Origin of the sequence: Sphingopyxis panaciterrulae (assembly GCF_014199295.1) — a bacterium.
Lineage (GTDB): Bacteria > Pseudomonadota > Alphaproteobacteria > Sphingomonadales > Sphingomonadaceae > Sphingopyxis > Sphingopyxis panaciterrulae.
On record NZ_JACIJH010000019.1, the window covers coordinates 1 to 15,308 of the forward strand.

Below are 15,308 nucleotides of genomic sequence, written 5' to 3' on the forward strand. Positions count from 1 at the left end.
AACCAGTCGGCCGACTAAATCCCCGGGATGAAGGGGTCCTTTTTGCACGCCGATCACCCCACGAAGGGGGTGCCTATTGCACGCTGATCCTCAATGACCTTATTCGAAAGTGGCGCCCCAATAGCCCCGAGTGGCAAAATTTAGCGGATACGACAAAGAAGACATGGGGTTCCGCCCTTGATCGTATCGAAGAAAGATGGGGCGAAACGCCGCTAAATATTTGGTCTGATCCTCGCATGGTTAGAAAGGTTCTGGCTTGGCGCGATTCCAGAGCCGAAACCCCGCGCGCAGCAGATATGGGCGTCACCGTGTTGCGATCGCTGCTCGAGTTTGGTCGACTCCGGGCATTGGTAACTAACAACGTCGCGTCCGACATACCCAAGCTATACAGGAATGGCACTCGGGCTGAAATCGTGTGGCTTGAGGAAGATATCGAGAAGTTCCGTGTTGCTAGCGAAGAGCTTCGGACGCCTCATGTCTATGATGGTCTTCGACTTGCCGCGCTCACGGGGCTACGCCGGGCCGATCTCGTCTCGCTCATTTGGAGCGAGATTCATGAACACGCCATTCAAAAGAAAGCGGCAAAAGCCAGCCGGGGAAAGCGGCGCGTCGCCACAATGCCGATAATTCCAGAGCTGGGTGAATTGCTAGTAGAATTGCGCAACCGCTATAGGTAATCAGGAGTAGAGCATGTGCTGGTCAACAGTCGGGGTATTCCTTGGACAGGCGATGGGTTCGGAACCAGTTTCAATCGCGTTCGCGATCATGCCGGTATCATTCACATCGATACCAGCAACGGTCAGCGCACTGCTAAACATGTTCACGACCTGCGCGGCACATTTTGCACCAAGCTCTTGAGGGCCGGTCTGTCAGACCACGAAGTCGCCGACATCATGGCTTGGTCACCCGAACAAGTTTCCGGGATACGTCGAACCTACGTTGACCAATCCGCGGTTATTGTGGCAATCGGCGAGCGCATTCGACGCGGTCTGTAAACTTCAGTGTAAACCGATTCGCGTCATTCAGAAGAAATCACTGATTTCCAATGGGATGCGGGTGTAGCTCAATGGCAGAGCAGAAGCTTCCCAAGCTTACGACGAGGGTTCGATTCCCTTCACCCGCTCCATGACCTCATCCGACATTGTCCGAGTTTGCCTTTGAAAGCCGCAGAAAACTGCGGTATATTGCCTTTCGTTCTCCGACGATGTCCAGCACGATCCGACAGCATCCGAGCGTGTTTGGGGGCCATTTTGCCGATTCTAGCGTCGGGCTTCAATTCGAGTAGCCCCCAGCATGGGGGCCACTCGGTGGAAAGGCTTGAACCATGCCGCTTTCAGATGTCGCGATCCGCAACGCCAAGCCCCGAGAAAAATCCTATAAAATGGGCGACTCGCTCGGCCTCTTCCTGCTGGTTCAGCCGAGCGGCGGAAAGCTTTGGCGGTTCAAATATCGGGTCCTCCGACGCGAGAAGAAGCTGGCTCTGGGCACCTATCCCGACATCAGCTTGAGCGAAGCGCGCCGCCGCCGCGATGAAGCGCGCCAGATGGTTGCCCACGGCCGGGACCCCGCCCGCGAAAAGCAACTCGAAAAGCACCGCGCGTTCATGGAGGCAGCGAACACCTTCGCCGCCATTGCCGACGAATATTGCCGCAAGCGTCGCCGCGACGGCGCGCGCGCCTGGGCGCCGGCCACCGCGAAACGAAGCGAGTATCTGCTTTCGCAAATCAGCATTGCCATCGGCCGCCTCCCCGTCACCGAAATCGGCCCCGCCGATGTCCTCGCCGCCATTCGCAAGATCGAGGCCAAGGGCAATTACGAAAGCGCGCGCCGGACGCTGCAGCTCGCCAGCGGCGTGTTCCGCTACGCAGTCGCCACCGTCCGATTGAATTCGGACCCGACGCGCGATTTGCGGGGCGCGCTCATCGTGCCGAAAGTGACGCACTATGGCGCGGTCATCGATCCCAAGGAGGTCGGCGAACTCCTGCTCGCGATCGACGACTATGAGGGACATGTCGTAACCAAGCTCGCCTTGCGGATCGCCCCGCATGTTTTCGTTCGGCCCGGCGAACTGCGGCACGCCGAATGGGGCGAAATCGACCTCGAAGCTGCACTATGGACGATCCCGGCGGAGAAGACGAAGATGCGGAAACCCCATCACGTCCCCCTGTCGCATCAGGTGATCGAGTTGTTCCGGTCGCTGCAAATGTTCTCGGGCAATAGCGGCTATGCCTTCCCGTCGATCCGCAGCCGCAAGCGCCCGATGTCGGACAATACGCTCAACGCCGCGCTGCGCCGGCTCGGCTATGCGAGCGATGAAATGACGGGGCATGGCTTCCGGGCGATGGCGAGCACCTTGCTCAACGAATCCGGGCTATGGTCGCCCGACGCGATCGAACGCGCGCTGGCGCACGGCGACACCGACCGGGTCCGCGCCGCCTATCACCGCGGCACGCATTGGAAGGAGCGCGTGAAGATGGCACAATGGTGGAGCGACCACCTCGACGAGCTGCGCGCGCAGGGAAAGAAGCCCCGTTAGCGGGATTTTTCAAAAACTTTCGCCCGGCAATCGGAAAAGTCGCCGCGGTGCATCCTACTAATTAGCCGAGGCGAGAAAGAGACGGGACAGCCAAGGCGAAAATCGGGAGAGGAGGAGTATCGGCTTGGGGCAAAGCCGTGCCGAGATTATCGCGTGGGTGGCCGGCAACGTGATTCCGCACGAGGCCGCGCTGCGCGCGCGTCTGCGGCGCATGGCGGTTGCGGGTGAGGAAATCGACGACATCGTGCAGGAAACCTATTTGAACATCGCCCGGCTGAAGAGCGTCGCGCATATTCGCGACGGGCGCGGCTATCTGTTCACGGCCGCGCGGATGGTGATGCTCCAGCGCATTCGCCGCAATCGGATCGTGCGGATCGATCATCTGACGGACGCGCAGGCGCTGGCGCTCGAAGACGACGCTCCCGGCCCGGAGCGGCACGTCGCCGCGCGGCGCGAGCTGGCGCGCGTGCGGCGCATGATCGAGGATTTGCCGCCGCGCTGCCGCGAGATATTCGAGCTGCGCCGCGTCGAGGGCGTCTCGCAGCGCGAGATCGCCGAACGGCTCGACCTGCCCGAACATACCATCGAGCAACAGGCCATTCGCGGCCTCAAGCTCATCCTCAAGGCGATCACGAACGAAGATCGCGAAAGCGCCGACCCTTCGGAAACGCGCCACACGGCGGTCAAAGGCACGTCGAGCAATGGATGACGATGGCGCGGCGCGCTGGGCCATCCGCCGCGATGCAGGCCCGCTCTCCCCCGGCGAACAGCGGGAGTTCGACACCTGGCTCGCCGCCGACGAACGGCGGGAAGGCTCGCTGCTGCGCGCCGAGGCGGCGTTGGTCTATATCGACCGCGGCCCCGCGCTGATCGATGCGGAGAGCATCCCCGCCGCACCGGAAGAGGAAACCCCGGCGCCAGCGCGGACCACCCGGCGCCGCTTCCTTGCCGGCGGCGCCATCGCTGGCACGGCGATCGCGGCGGGCATCGCGGGCGTTTTGTTGATGCCGTCGGGCCAGCAATTTTCGACGACGATCGGCGAGGTGCGGCGGCTGCCACTGGCCGACGGTTCGATCGCCACGGTCAACACCGCCAGCCGCATCGCGGTCGCGCTCGAACCCGAGCGGCGCCATATCACCCTGGAGGAAGGCGAAGCCTGGTTTCAGGTCGCACACGACGCGCACCGCCCCTTCGTGGTCGATATCGGCAACGTCCGCGTCCGCGCCGTCGGCACCGCCTTTTCGGTCCGGCGCAATCCCGAAGGCGTCGACGTCCTCGTGACCGAAGGCGTGATCGAGACTTGGATAGAGGGCCACGAAGCGACCCGCACCCGCATCGCGCGAGGGGAGCGCAGTTTCGTCGCGACGGGCACGCGGGCCATCGTGGCGGTGAAGGCCGCAGACGAGATCGAGCGCGCCCTGGCCTGGCGCGGCGGCGGGCTCGCCCTCAACGGCGAACCCCTGTCCTATGCCGTGGCGGAGTTGAATCGCTATAATCACCGCAAGCTGGTGGTGGAGGACCCGGTTCTCGCCCGGATGCCGATCGTTGGCTATTTCCGCACCAGCGAACCCGGTGATTTCGCCCGCGCGGTCGCGCCTCTGATCGGCGCGCGCGTGGAAATGCGGTCGGGTGACATGCACCTCGTTGCGATCGGCTCCTGATTTTTTCGGCCCAAGCATCGGAAACGCGGCGGCGCTGCATCCTACCTTATGAAGGCGCGCAACGCGCCTCTTATATGGGAGGGACAAGATGCGGGGAATTTTCGAGTTCAACGGCGCGCGCACGATGGCGAACGCGGGGGCGAGCGTGGCTGCGATCGTCGCGGTGGCGATTGCCAGCCCGGCGATGGCGCAGGAACGCGATTTCAACGTGCCGGCGCAGGACGCCGCGCGCGCCATTCCCGAATTCGCCCGGCAGGCCGGCATACAAATCGTCGCCAGCGGCGTCACGACGCGCGGCAAGACGACCAACGCAGTCCGCGGCAGCATGAGCGTCAGCGAAGGGTTGCGCGTGCTTCTGGCCGGAACCGGCCTCGTCGCCCGGGGCGACCCGGCCAACTCGGCCGTCATAACCGTCGTCGCGGCGTCGGAGGGCCAATCGGCGGCGTCCCAGCAAGGCGACTACGTCGCCAACGAAATCGTCGTCACCGCACAGAAGCGGGTGGAGTCGATTCAGGATGTGCCGATCGCGATCACGGCCCTGTCCCAGAAGAATCTGGAAGAGCAGAAGATCGAGAGCGGCGCCGACATCATGCGCGCGGTGCCGAACCTGACGTTCAGCAAGTCGAACTTCACCGGCTACAATATCTCGATTCGCGGCATCGGAACCAAGGCTATTTCAGCGACGAGCGACCCCGGTGTCGCGGTCAGCTTCAACAATGTCGGCATCATTCACAACCGCTTCTTCGAGCAGGAGTTCTTCGACATGGAGCGGCTGGAGGTGCTGCGCGGGCCGCAGGGCACCCTCTACGGACGTAATGCGACCGGCGGGGTCATCAACCTCATCACCGCCAAGCCGAAGCTGAACAAGTTCGAGGGCAGCATCAAGGGCGAGGTCGGCAATTACGACAGCCGCCGTATGGTCGGGATGCTGAACATCCCGATCGTGCCCGATTCCTTCGGCCTTCGCATCGCCGGGTCGATGACCGACCGCGACGGCTATGATTATAACTCCGTCACCAAGAACCGCGTCAATGGCCGCGACCTTTATTCGCTGCGCGCAACGCTCGGCTTTGAGAATGACTGGCTGCGCGGCAATTTTATCTGGGAGCGCTTTCGCGAGGACGACAATCGCTCGCGCACCGGCAAGCAGCTTTGTCACAGGGACGATAGTCCCGAAACGATCGGATCGACTTCGGTCATTGGTTCGGACAATGGCGTCGAGCGATGGCACGGCGCTCGCGCGGCACTGTTTAGTACGGGCTGCAAAGCGGGCAGCCTTTATGATGACAATGCCTTCGGGACACCTAATGGCTTGGCGCTTGCCTATGTCAGCGGCGTGAACGTCGCCAACTCAATCTTTGTCCAAGGTTATGAAAATCTGGGCGATCGCACAGGGGCCACCCTGTTGAATCTGAAGGATCCTTATGGCGGGATGATGCAGTCGCGCGATCTGCGGGAAATCGCGTCGTTCCAGGACCCTATATATAGGGCGAAATCGGATCTGCTCGAACTCAATTTGGACGCCGACCTGACTGATGGTATTACTCTTTCGTCGCAGACGGCCTGGAACTGGGACGGCGTATACAGTTTCCAGGATTATAACCGCTACAACACGCTACCGATCTTCAACGATACGTCGGGTTGGTTGGAGAATCCGCTGACCGGCGGCCCGAGTCCGATGCGGAGTCTCGCGCCCGGCGGGATTTTCTGCGACCCACAGATCGGTTGCTCCGACACTCTTGGCGTTTTCGATATTTCCTCGGCCGATTCAAAGCAGTTTGCTCAGGAAGTCCGGCTGCAATCCAGCTTTTCAGGCCCGTTCAATTTCAGCATTGGCGGAAACTATACGAAGTTCCGCACGCAGAATGACTATTATGTCATGAGCAATCTTCTGACCGCGTTGGCCCGAATGGCACCGCTTAATAACACCGCGACCATTGGAGAATGCGGAGTCATTCCAGCGGTTGCGGTCGATGGTTTGGATTATTGTCCCTATATTGACCCCAATCCGGTCGAAAGCATTGATGGAGAGGGGCACAATTATTTCCGCAGTTCGAATCCTTATAAGTTGGAAAGCTGGGCCGCATTCGGCGAGGCCTATTACAACATCAATCCCGACCTGAAGCTGACGGCGGGCTTACGCTATACCCGAGACCGCAAGACCTTCACGCCGGTACCGAGTCAGCTCCTTTTGGCACCGACCCTGTTTGCGGGGGGCACGGTCGGGCGCGGTTATCCGGCCGAACCCGATATCAAATTGAACTGGGGTGAGTTCACCGGCCGCGCCGGTATCGACTGGCAGCCCGATCTCGGTTTCACAGACCAGACGCTCGTCTATGCCTTCTATAGCCGGGGTTACAAGGCTGGCGGCATGAACCCGCCGACCCCCGGCTTCGCCACGGTGCAGCAATGGATCGACGCCGGCATCTTGCCCGAGGCGATAGCAAATCTATATGAGCAGTTGGGGGCGCTTCCGGTCCTTGAACTGACGGCTGTGAATTACGGCCCAACCTTCGAACCGGAATTCGTCAATGCTTTCGAGATCGGCACCAAGAATGTGCTGATGGGCGGGCGGCTCACGTTGAACGCCGCTGCCTTTTTCTACGACTATAAAAATTACCAAGTGTCGCAGATTCGCGACCGCACAGCGATCAACGAGAATTTCGACGCCAAGGTTTGGGGCGCCGAACTGTCGGCGCAGTTCGAACCAGTCGATCGTCTGCGCATCAACGCCAATATCGGCTGGCTAGGCTCGCGCATCGGCAAAGGGGAGCAATCCATCGACCCGATGAATCGCACGCTCGGCAATCCCAATTACACAGTCATCAAACCGTGGGTGCAGATGCCGTCCAATTGTGTCGTTCCCACCCAATTCGCAGAATCCTGGCTGCAAACGAACAGCGAAGTCCAGCAATATTGGAAGATGTGCGGTGGTTACGGCAGCATCCTTGCCTTGGGAGGACGGACGCTACCGGACCCGGCGACCGGCCTACCTTTCGACTTCGCCAACTATCCGGAATTGAACGGCGGCGCGGGTCTCTACACCGAGCTTGGCGGCAAGGAGTTGCCCAATTCACCGCATTGGACCGTCAACCTCGGCGCTGAATATACGATCCCGTTCGGCACCGACTGGAGCGCGACGATCCGCGGCGACGGTTATTGGCAGGGCAAGAGCTGGGCGCGGGTTTACAACCTCAACCCCTACGACCGCCTGCGCGACTGGACCAACTTCAACATCTCGCTCCGTGTCGATGGTCCCGATGACCTGTCGATCGAGGCCTATGTGAAGAATGTCTTCAACTCGACCCCGATCACGGATGCCTTCCTGAACAGCGATGACTCGGGCCTGACGACCAACGTCTTCACCCTCGATCCGCGCATCATCGGGTTCAGCATCGCGAAGAAATTCTAGGTCCTCTCTCCACTGGGGGAACAACCTCGGGTCGATGCCAAGCTTGCTCCCGGGTGCAAGCATCGGCCCGGTTTTTTGAGACCAGAAACCGTGCGTTCTCTCGCGCTCCCTCCCCTGAGGGATAACTCGGCCGCCGTCCGGTCCTTCCCGGCACCGTGCGGCGGCCTATTTGCGCGGCAACAAAGGAGCCAATCATGACTCTCCAGACCGAACATCCGGCAGGCCTGGCTATCGAAAGGCGTAATTGGAAATTCGGTCGCGGCGCGACCGCGCGCCGCTGGTGGCATGGCGGGGATGCTGGACGGACCGCCTTCTATAACGCGCTGTCCTCGACCTTCCCGGTCGGCGAGAAATTCTTCATGTCGGCGGTGCGCCATTATCGCGACGAAGCGCCCGAGGCGCTGCGCGAGCAGATCGACGATTTCATCTTCCAGGAATCGACCCACTCGCGCGAGCATGTCTTCTTCAATCGGCAGGCGCGCGATGCGGGTTATGACCTCACGTCATCCGAGGACCGCGCGGCACGGACGATCGCATGGGCGAAACGGCGCCCGCCGATCATGCAACTCGCGGGAACCTGCGCTCTTGAGCATTTCACCGCGACCCTCGCCAATGCGATCCTCACGGACCCCATGCACCTCGCGGGTGCCGACGCCGAAGCGCAGCGCATGTGGCGCTGGCACGCGATCGAGGAGATCGAGCATAAGGCCGTGGCCTTCGACACCTTACTACTCGCGATGCGGGACAGGCCCCGCTTCCGGCGCTGGACACTGCGGTTCTTCACCATGCTCGCGGCGGGCGTGCGCTTCCACTATGTCGTCTTTCGCAACACCGCCGATCTGTTGCGGCAAGATGGAAAGAATGACCTGCGGGCGTGGCGACGGCTTCTCGCTTATCTATACGGCAAGCCCGGCCTGATGCGGCTCCTGCTGCGCGACACGTTCACTTACTTCCGCCCGAGCTTCCATCCATGGCAGCATGACGACCGCGCTCTCGCGGCCCACGCCCTCGCAACCCTCTCGCCGCCGCTCGCCGCGCCGATGCCCAAGTGATCGGCCGCATGAAGAAGATTTTGCTCGCAACGACATTGATTGTGGCCGCTGGAGGGGGAGCGGCTGCCGCATCGCAGGGGAGCGGCGGCGCCATCACCGGTCTGTGGTCGACCGGCAGCCAAGGGGGACGGGTCGAGCTTTATCGCTGCGGCACCGCCATCTGCGGCAAGGTGGACGACGCCGCTCCCCTGCGTGCCAATCCCAACCAACGCGACGTGAAGAACCCGGACCCGGCTTTGCGCGACCGTCGGCTGAAAGGTCTAGTCGTGCTGCGCGGTTTCAAGGGCGGTCCGCGCGAGTGGAAGGGCGGCCCGGTTTATGACCCGGAGACGGGTGACGGCGCGGCGAAGGGCTATCTGACCCTACGCGCCGATGGAAAGCTGGAGGTGAAGGGTTGCAAGGCGGCAATATTCTGCCGGACGAAGGTGTGGACGCGCGTGCGCTGAGCCTCGTCGCGGCGTTCCTCGCCGAAATCCAGCAGGTGACCGACCTCACCGGCGTTGAACGGCTGCTCGAAGCCGCGGCGCGGGAATTGGGCTTCCACCACTATGCGATGATCCATCACGACGATCACCGCAAGGGATCGGCCAGCCTCATCAACATAAACAACTATCCGCCCGACTATGCTGCGGAATATTTCGGCGGCCTCTATCACCGCGATGACCCGGTCGTTCACGCCTGCATCGCGGCTAACGCGTGTTTCACCTGGTCCGAGATCGCCGACCTGATCGACCTCGATCCACGTCACCACAGTTTCCTCGAACGCGGCGCACGGCATGGCGTCGCTGACGGCATCACGGTCCCCGCCTTCGTGCTGGGTGAGCGTAGCGGCTCCTGCAATTTCTGTTCGCCGCGCACGCCTGGCCTCGCGCAGCGCCACCTTGCCACCGTCCAGATCGTCGGCAGCTTCGCTTTCCAGAAAGCCCGCCGCATCGTCGGCGGCCGCCGTTTGCGCCAGGTCCGTGTGGGCCGGCTACGGCGGCGCTGGCTCGATTGCATCGTCCTCGCAGGACAAGGCAAGAGCAACACAGACATCGCAACGATCCTCGACCTGAGTCCAGCGACGGTGAAAACCTACATCGAAGCGGCTTGCGCCCGCTACGAGGTCCATAACCGGACCCAACTCGTCATAGCCGCCGTTCTCGACGGAGAGATCGGCATCCACGAAATCGCAACACGTCAACATCGCCACCTGGCGACCTAGAAATTCCCTCTGCGATGTGAAACGCCCGTTCGCGAATCTGCGGCCGGCACCGGCTTGCCACCGCCCCTGCCTTTTGGGGGCGGGCGGCGGCCTTCCGAATTGGTGTTGGTAATGGGGGCTATCGGTCGGCGAATATGGATGCCAGCAACGCGCTGGCATCTAGCTTCAGCGCATCGGCAATCTCGCAAAACTCGACGACATCGATGCGCCGCTCGCCGACCTCATATTTCGCGACGAAGGATTGCGGACGACCCAATTTCTCAGCCAACTGCGCCTGCGTCAGTCCCGCCGCCTTGCGCGCAGCGGCAAGGCCGGATTGGAGCTGGCGATGTTTGGGAGTACGAAGCGATCGAGCCATGCAAAAAAACCGACAAAAGGAGGCTTTTCCTTGCGTCGGTTTTGGGATTATCCCATATTGGGATTGAGGAATTGCCGGGAGCGATGGATATGACTGTGACGCCGCCGCCACGCCCCGAAAACCTCGACTTCTTGGACACCATCATACCCTATGATCGAGCCAACATCCTGACCTATGCGCGTGTCCTCGATGTCGTCGAGGAGCGCGCCATCATCGACGGCCGCGATTGGCGAGAGGCAAGCATCATCATCCTGGGATGCGACCCTGATCGGGACGAACCCGCCGCCCGCCGCTGCTGGGACGCCCACGTCGCGCGGGCACGATGGATCATCGGCGAGGGATTGCCGCTGTTCCTCGCGGGCGACGGGAGACGGCGCGGGCGTTGAACTGGAAGGCGCGGCGGTTAAGTCGGGTTCGCACCCGAATGCCGCCATTGAGGCTGACGCGCTGGTTTCCCGAAAGCGGTCATTAGTTAGAGACAGCACGATGCGTCGGCTTCGACGTTCGTTTTCCCGGTATCTTCCCACCCTTCACAGACATCGTCGCTCCGCATTTTGCTGGGCGCGGTCAAGCGCTGGTATTTTTTCGCGGCTCGTCGAGATAACGACGTCCACCTCGCCAAGGTTACCTACGCCATATTTACCGACGGCACCGGGATCCGGCGGGAACGCATCAAAGGTGGTCTGTCGCTGCTGGCCGCGAACGCGATGGTGCATGTTGGGGGTATTCCCAGCAGAGGCACAGCGAGTATGGAGTGGCGAATGCTTATCGTTTGCCCCAGATCGCCCCCTCCCGGCACATGGGCCGCGTCGGACAAGGCATGTCAATTTTCGACGATTTCGATTTCGTGGAGGCGCCGGACCTCTAAGTCAGCGCACGATCGGGTCGAGTACCAAGCCGCTCTCCGTGCCCATCAGTCGATGATGGAGCTGATAGGCTTCATTTTCTGTTAGCGAGGCGACGCAATCAGCTGCCAGTCGGGCGCCTTTTTCATCGCTATTATCTTCCCAGATATACCGCAGCCGCGCGGGGAGCAGGGCGAGGTTGCCCGCCTTCCCCTCCGACAGAAAGATCTTGAAGAGCTCGCGGACGATTTTCTTTTGTCCATACTGCTGAGCATGCAGCGCGGGCAGTCCGATCACATAATAGCGGGCGAAATACTTAAGCAGCCGGACCTCGTCGGCCGCGTCGTCATGGATCACGACCGCCGCCGCTCCGAGATCGCCGGCGAGCGACACGGCACGCACATAGTTTCCGATCAGCTGCGAGGTGAAGTTACGAAGCTGCCGACGTTGCTCGCGGGCGCCGTTGTAAACTTCCTTGGTGACCGTCGGAAACATGACGAGCTTGCGAATGATGCGTTCCAGCGCCGCCTTCATTCGGCGCGGCCCATCCGCGGGGTAGCTCGGATCCTTCTTCCACGATTTGACGACGCCGTTGATGATCGTGTCCCGAGAATCCTCGGAAATGATTTCGCTCCACGGGATGATGCCGACGCGGTGGAAATCTTCCAGGTCGTGCACCGAATAGGCGATGTCGTCCGCCCAATCCATCAGCTCCGCCTCGGCGGTTTTGAACTCTCCCGAACAATGCTCACGCGCCCATTTGAAGTCAGCCTCCTCCGAGGCGTACGCTGACCATTTAGAGCGCTTCTTGTCGACGGATTGGTCGCGAAGCCAAGGATATTTCAGCGTTGCCGCGAGCGTCGCGCGCGTGAGATCAAGCCCGGGGTTGTCCTTGCTGTAACGTACCGCCAACTTCGTGAGGATACGGAAGGTTTGCGCGTTGCCCTCATAGCCGTCTGGCGCCGCGTCCTTTTTATTACCTTCCACGATTGTGGGGTCGCAAACGAGGCGATCGAGTTCCGTCTCCGCCGCGTGTCCAAAGGGCGGATGACCAAGGTCATGGGCCAGACACGCCGCTTCCACCACCTCCGGGTGCAGGCCGTGCAGTTTAGCGGCTTCAGGCTGCTCACTTAGGCGGTGCTCCGCCAAGCGGCGCCCGATCTGCGCCACTTTATATGTGTGTTGTTGTCGCGTGTGGAAGATATCCAGTTCGCCGGCGCGCACGATCTGCGTGATTCCCGCGAGACGATGAAACGCTGAACAATAGAGAATCCGATCCCGGTCGCGCGCGAACTCATTCCGCTGGTCGAGACCAGAGGCGGTTGCGTCGCTATAGCATCGGCTTTTACGGGCCGTCTCTAACGACGACTCTTCTTCACCCGCCACTCAAATCCCCCCAGGACGCGTCAGGCTGCGTTAGCGAATTCTCGCTTTACCGCAACCACCATGCCATCGCTGGCGAGGGAGATTTTGCCGCGCTCGATAGCGCGCTGAAGAGCCTCGATAATGGCGCTCATCGGGTACTCGGCGCCCAGCAGCGTGTTGATCAGTTGCTGCGGGTCAATGCCATTTTCGCCAATCGCGGCCAAGATTTCCGTGTCTTGCGGATCCTTATCTGCCATGGTTAGCCTCCGTGTTACGGTCCCCCTCTCGCGCAAATTCGTCATTAAGTAATGAACGCATGACGGCGCGAGGCGCGTCGATTTTTACCGTCGCAAGGGCACAACTCACCTGAAAACGCGCGTCTGTCAAATCGCGCGCTCAGCGAGCTTTTCCGAAATATGCGAAAAAAGACGTTCTGAGCGTCGCTAAATAGCGCCAAATTTTCGGGCTAGGTTGGCGCCAAAAATAATTTTTTGCCGTTGTGGAGTTCATTTCCGGGCGCGTACGCGCGAGATTTGATGCCACGGTCCCCGTTTTTCAAATTGGCGCAAATTTTTTGGTCATAAAGAATCAAAAAATCGCGTTGCCGAAAAATGGCCCCTCGAAGCGACGAAAAAGTTGGACCACTTCTTATCTGCATCAGCGATGATGGCGGTTAGGAAAAGCGATAATTTGACCTTCACCTCGCGGCGAAACTTCACTGTCCGGCGAAGCGACCTTCAGCGTTACGACCTCCGCCGCATCGCGATCAAACCATCCCGGCGACAAGCCGCAAAGCAGCTCAACATCGGCTGCCGAGATCGTGAACTCGGTCGCTAGCAGGTCTGCTTTGCTGCGAACGCCGTTATCGACGATGAGGTTAAGGCTGTCACGCAGAGCGCGAGGTTGCTGGACAGGCCAGTGCTGATCCAGCGGCTCGCCCTTCGACCAGCCTTTCGCCGAATAGAGTTTGTACAGCTGTCGCGACAAATCTTCGGGCATGATGTCGAGATCTGAAAGGCGTTTGATCTGCGCCTTGATCGATACCCGCCACCTTTCCTTGAGACTGGCCAATACAGCAAGCGAGCAGCGCCGGACCTCATGGGGATAGCTTGTCGAAGGCATAAGAAAGGCGCTGCCGAGCCGAAATGCCTGCCGCTCGATTACGCGAAGATTCGCTTCGAACTCCTCCTCCGGCACCGCTCTATGGAGGATGGCATGCGCTAGCTCGTGAGCTGCGTCCATCTGCCTGCGAGGGAAGGACATCTTGTCGGTCGCAAGAAGTACATGCGGCCGGCCATCGATGGGGGACCAGCTGCAAAGACCATCAAGCTTGGTCGTGTTCATTGGTATCGTCGCAACGACGATGCCGATGCGCTCCATCAAGGTGACCATATCGCCGCTCGGTCCTTCGCCGAGGTTCCAGTGCTTGCGAAGGTCGAGGGCGATCTGTTCGATGTCAGCGTCGCGAAGCTGGGTATAGTCGGCACCCGCCAAAACATCGGGGATGTCGACTTCCGGCAGGTCGACATAGTGGCTGATAATATAGCTGGCCTCGTGCAGCCACTGCATCTGGGCCTTCTGATACGCGAGGTCGCGCACAAGGGTGCTCGACAGCGAACGCAAGAAAGTCGGCCGGTCACTCTCGTAAGTCTCGCGCAGGAAATATTCCGGACGGACCTGCATCTCGCCAGCCAGTTGGAGAAGCGCGGTCGGGTCTGGGGTCTGGTCTGAATCCTCATCTTCCCATCGCGATACCGTGCTGGCGCTCGACTTGAGCCGCCGTGCCAACGCAGCGCGAGACGGGATACGCCGCGCATGACGAATCTCGGTCAGCCGTGCCGGGATGAACCCTGGAGTACCAATTCTCATGGCCGGAGTCCTTGCGGCTTCGCACCCTTTGAGGGGTGCGAAGCGGAGAAAAATCAGCGTTTGTCGGTGCGACCGACTTATTCGTTCGAGCCGTCCCCGGCGTCGCTATCCGGACGATTCTCCGGAAGCAAGAACAGCTTGCGAGTCTTGCGGAGTTTGACCTCGGCACCGCGGGCGTCGGAACCATCGGGGCCATCCGGAGCGTCGCTGTCTTCGCCGTAGCCGCGCAGGAAGTCTTCGAGCGACTCGTAGAAGATGAAGTCCTTGTAGTCGGCGCCGATGACGCCGACCGCGATTTCCTCGATCATGCCGGCTTTGTTGCGATCGCGAGCGGTGAGAAAGAGAACGAAGATATCGTTCGCGCGCAGGCTCTTCGGATCGTCGAACATGCTCGGCTGAAAAGGCCAGTTCAACGAAACGCCGGCAGCACGCGACATATTCTTCGCGGGCATCTTGCGCCGCTCGGGCATCGCCGCGAAACCGAGGATGACCCCGACCGCCGGCCCCTGGAAGCGGGCGAAGGGCTGATAAACGCGTAAGTCGGTGCCGGGCATGATGCCATCTTCGACGAGGTGACCGCCATGGAGCTGGACGACCTCTTCGTAGCCCTGCTCCTGCAGGCGGAAGCGGATCTGACCTTCGACCTCGCGGCTGCGCTTGGCATTCAGCGGGATGTTCGTCTTTACGACATCGTGCGCCTTGAAAGCCTCGGCGCGGTGGCGGTCTTCAAGGTCGATCCACAGTTCCTTCGGAACGGTGTCGAGAATGGTACGGCGAATATCCATGGAGCAGTGTCCCCGTTAGCAACAAGGGATTGTTGTCACGAATCTGTGCGTATTGCAAGTGTCCTTTGCAAAAATCGTGTGTGAAGACGCACGCGATCATGGAATCGAGCGCAATGCAAAGGCGTGCGCAGTGCCAGCTATCTTGGATGCGCACCCGAACGGAGGCCGTTCGCAACCGGCCATTTTGCCTGATAGCGGCAGGCAGTCCGTGTAAGCGATTC

16 protein-coding genes and 1 tRNA gene are annotated in these 15,308 nt (G+C 60.7%); 11 read left to right on the forward strand and 6 right to left on the reverse strand.

The window, feature by feature from the left end; all coding sequences use genetic code 11:
* From FHR21_RS18935 to FHR21_RS18980, 10 genes are all read left to right on the forward strand, one after another.
* Positions 1-677, forward strand: a 677-nt coding sequence (locus tag FHR21_RS18935) for a site-specific integrase (RefSeq protein ID WP_221235270.1), incomplete at its 5' end; no start/stop codon positions are given.
* 15 nt (positions 678-692) lie between these two features.
* A complete protein-coding gene (locus tag FHR21_RS18940; protein ID WP_338113223.1) occupies positions 693-995 on the forward strand; it encodes a tyrosine-type recombinase/integrase in 303 nt (100 codons plus the stop codon).
* Positions 996-1,052: 57 nt separating this feature from the next.
* Positions 1,053-1,126, forward strand: a tRNA-Gly gene (locus FHR21_RS18945).
* A gap of 198 nt (positions 1,127-1,324) precedes the next feature.
* Positions 1,325-2,536 (forward strand): tyrosine-type recombinase/integrase, encoded by a 1,212-nt coding sequence (locus tag FHR21_RS18950; RefSeq protein ID WP_184101204.1) that lies wholly within the window; start codon positions 1,325-1,327, stop codon positions 2,534-2,536.
* A 124-nt stretch (positions 2,537-2,660) separates the two neighbouring features.
* Entirely contained in the window at positions 2,661-3,245 is a 585-nt protein-coding gene (locus tag FHR21_RS18955) for an RNA polymerase sigma factor (RefSeq protein WP_184101206.1), read from the forward strand.
* Complete coding sequence (locus tag FHR21_RS18960; protein WP_184101208.1) at positions 3,238-4,197, forward strand: FecR family protein; 960 nt, start codon at positions 3,238-3,240, stop codon at positions 4,195-4,197. The genes FHR21_RS18955 and FHR21_RS18960 overlap by 8 nt, the downstream gene beginning before the upstream one ends.
* 88 nt (positions 4,198-4,285) lie before the next feature.
* Positions 4,286-7,609 carry a TonB-dependent receptor gene (locus tag FHR21_RS18965; RefSeq protein WP_246427340.1) on the forward strand — a complete coding sequence of 1,108 codons (3,324 nt, stop codon included), beginning with the start codon at positions 4,286-4,288 and terminating at the stop codon, positions 7,607-7,609.
* Between the two features lie 194 nt (positions 7,610-7,803).
* Positions 7,804-8,661 (forward strand): metal-dependent hydrolase, encoded by an 858-nt coding sequence (locus FHR21_RS18970; RefSeq protein ID WP_184101210.1) that lies wholly within the window; start codon positions 7,804-7,806, stop codon positions 8,659-8,661.
* Positions 8,662-8,669: 8 nt separating this feature from the next.
* On the forward strand, positions 8,670-9,107 hold the full coding sequence (locus tag FHR21_RS18975; RefSeq protein ID WP_184101212.1) for a DUF2147 domain-containing protein: 438 nt from the start codon (positions 8,670-8,672) through the stop codon (positions 9,105-9,107).
* The gene (locus FHR21_RS18980; RefSeq protein WP_184101213.1) at positions 9,056-9,865 is read left to right on the forward strand and encodes a helix-turn-helix transcriptional regulator; all 810 of its coding nucleotides are present in this window, start codon (positions 9,056-9,058) and stop codon (positions 9,863-9,865) included. Before FHR21_RS18975 ends, FHR21_RS18980 begins: the two co-directional genes overlap by 52 nt.
* Positions 9,866-9,983: 118 nt before the next feature.
* On the opposite strand, the gene FHR21_RS18985 is transcribed toward FHR21_RS18980, so the two are convergent.
* Positions 9,984-10,223: a helix-turn-helix domain-containing protein gene (locus FHR21_RS18985; RefSeq protein ID WP_184101215.1), complete on the reverse strand. Its 240-nt coding sequence runs from the start codon at positions 10,221-10,223 to the stop codon at positions 9,984-9,986.
* Between the two features lie 89 nt (positions 10,224-10,312).
* Between FHR21_RS18985 and FHR21_RS18990 the strand changes: the two genes are divergently transcribed.
* Positions 10,313-10,609, forward strand: a complete 297-nt coding sequence (locus FHR21_RS18990; RefSeq protein WP_184101217.1) for a DUF2285 domain-containing protein — start codon at positions 10,313-10,315, stop codon at positions 10,607-10,609.
* A gap of 144 nt (positions 10,610-10,753) precedes the next feature.
* Here the strand turns inward: FHR21_RS18990 and FHR21_RS18995 are convergent, their stop codons facing one another.
* From FHR21_RS18995 to FHR21_RS19015, 5 genes are all read right to left on the reverse strand, one after another.
* The gene (locus FHR21_RS18995) at positions 10,754-10,939 is read right to left on the reverse strand and encodes a hypothetical protein (protein ID WP_184101219.1); all 186 of its coding nucleotides are present in this window, start codon (positions 10,937-10,939) and stop codon (positions 10,754-10,756) included.
* Positions 10,940-11,092: 153 nt separating this feature from the next.
* The gene (locus FHR21_RS19000) at positions 11,093-12,454 is read right to left on the reverse strand and encodes a deoxyguanosinetriphosphate triphosphohydrolase family protein (protein WP_184101221.1); all 1,362 of its coding nucleotides are present in this window, start codon (positions 12,452-12,454) and stop codon (positions 11,093-11,095) included.
* A gap of 20 nt (positions 12,455-12,474) precedes the next feature.
* Positions 12,475-12,690: a hypothetical protein gene (locus tag FHR21_RS19005; protein WP_184101223.1), complete on the reverse strand. Its 216-nt coding sequence runs from the start codon at positions 12,688-12,690 to the stop codon at positions 12,475-12,477.
* 400 nt (positions 12,691-13,090) lie between these two features.
* The gene (locus tag FHR21_RS19010; protein WP_246427341.1) at positions 13,091-14,302 is read right to left on the reverse strand and encodes a helix-turn-helix domain-containing protein; all 1,212 of its coding nucleotides are present in this window, start codon (positions 14,300-14,302) and stop codon (positions 13,091-13,093) included.
* A gap of 77 nt (positions 14,303-14,379) precedes the next feature.
* Positions 14,380-15,087, reverse strand: a complete 708-nt coding sequence (locus FHR21_RS19015; protein ID WP_184101225.1) for a hypothetical protein — start codon at positions 15,085-15,087, stop codon at positions 14,380-14,382.
* Positions 15,088-15,308 lie beyond the last annotated feature (221 nt).

What these genes read in the sequence shown, in the direction of transcription:
- FHR21_RS18985 (WP_184101215.1), bottom strand. Translation starts at nt 10,223, where the DNA reads ATGGCTCGATCGCTTCGTACTCCCAAACATCGCCAGCTCCAATCCGGC.
- FHR21_RS18970 (WP_184101210.1), top strand. Translation starts at nt 7,804, where the DNA reads ATGACTCTCCAGACCGAACATCCGGCAGGCCTGGCTATCGAAAGGCGT.
- FHR21_RS19005 (WP_184101223.1), bottom strand. Translation starts at nt 12,690, where the DNA reads ATGGCAGATAAGGATCCGCAAGACACGGAAATCTTGGCCGCGATTGGC.
- FHR21_RS19010 (WP_246427341.1), bottom strand. Translation starts at nt 14,302, where the DNA reads ATGAGAATTGGTACTCCAGGGTTCATCCCGGCACGGCTGACCGAGATT.
- FHR21_RS18965 (WP_246427340.1), top strand. Translation starts at nt 4,286, where the DNA reads ATGCGGGGAATTTTCGAGTTCAACGGCGCGCGCACGATGGCGAACGCG.
- FHR21_RS18975 (WP_184101212.1), top strand. Translation starts at nt 8,670, where the DNA reads ATGAAGAAGATTTTGCTCGCAACGACATTGATTGTGGCCGCTGGAGGG.
- FHR21_RS18990 (WP_184101217.1), top strand. Translation starts at nt 10,313, where the DNA reads ATGACTGTGACGCCGCCGCCACGCCCCGAAAACCTCGACTTCTTGGAC.
- FHR21_RS18960 (WP_184101208.1), top strand. Translation starts at nt 3,238, where the DNA reads ATGGATGACGATGGCGCGGCGCGCTGGGCCATCCGCCGCGATGCAGGC.
- FHR21_RS18950 (WP_184101204.1), top strand. Translation starts at nt 1,325, where the DNA reads ATGCCGCTTTCAGATGTCGCGATCCGCAACGCCAAGCCCCGAGAAAAA.
- FHR21_RS19015 (WP_184101225.1), bottom strand. Translation starts at nt 15,087, where the DNA reads ATGGATATTCGCCGTACCATTCTCGACACCGTTCCGAAGGAACTGTGG.
- FHR21_RS18995 (WP_184101219.1), bottom strand. Translation starts at nt 10,939, where the DNA reads ATGCACCATCGCGTTCGCGGCCAGCAGCGACAGACCACCTTTGATGCG.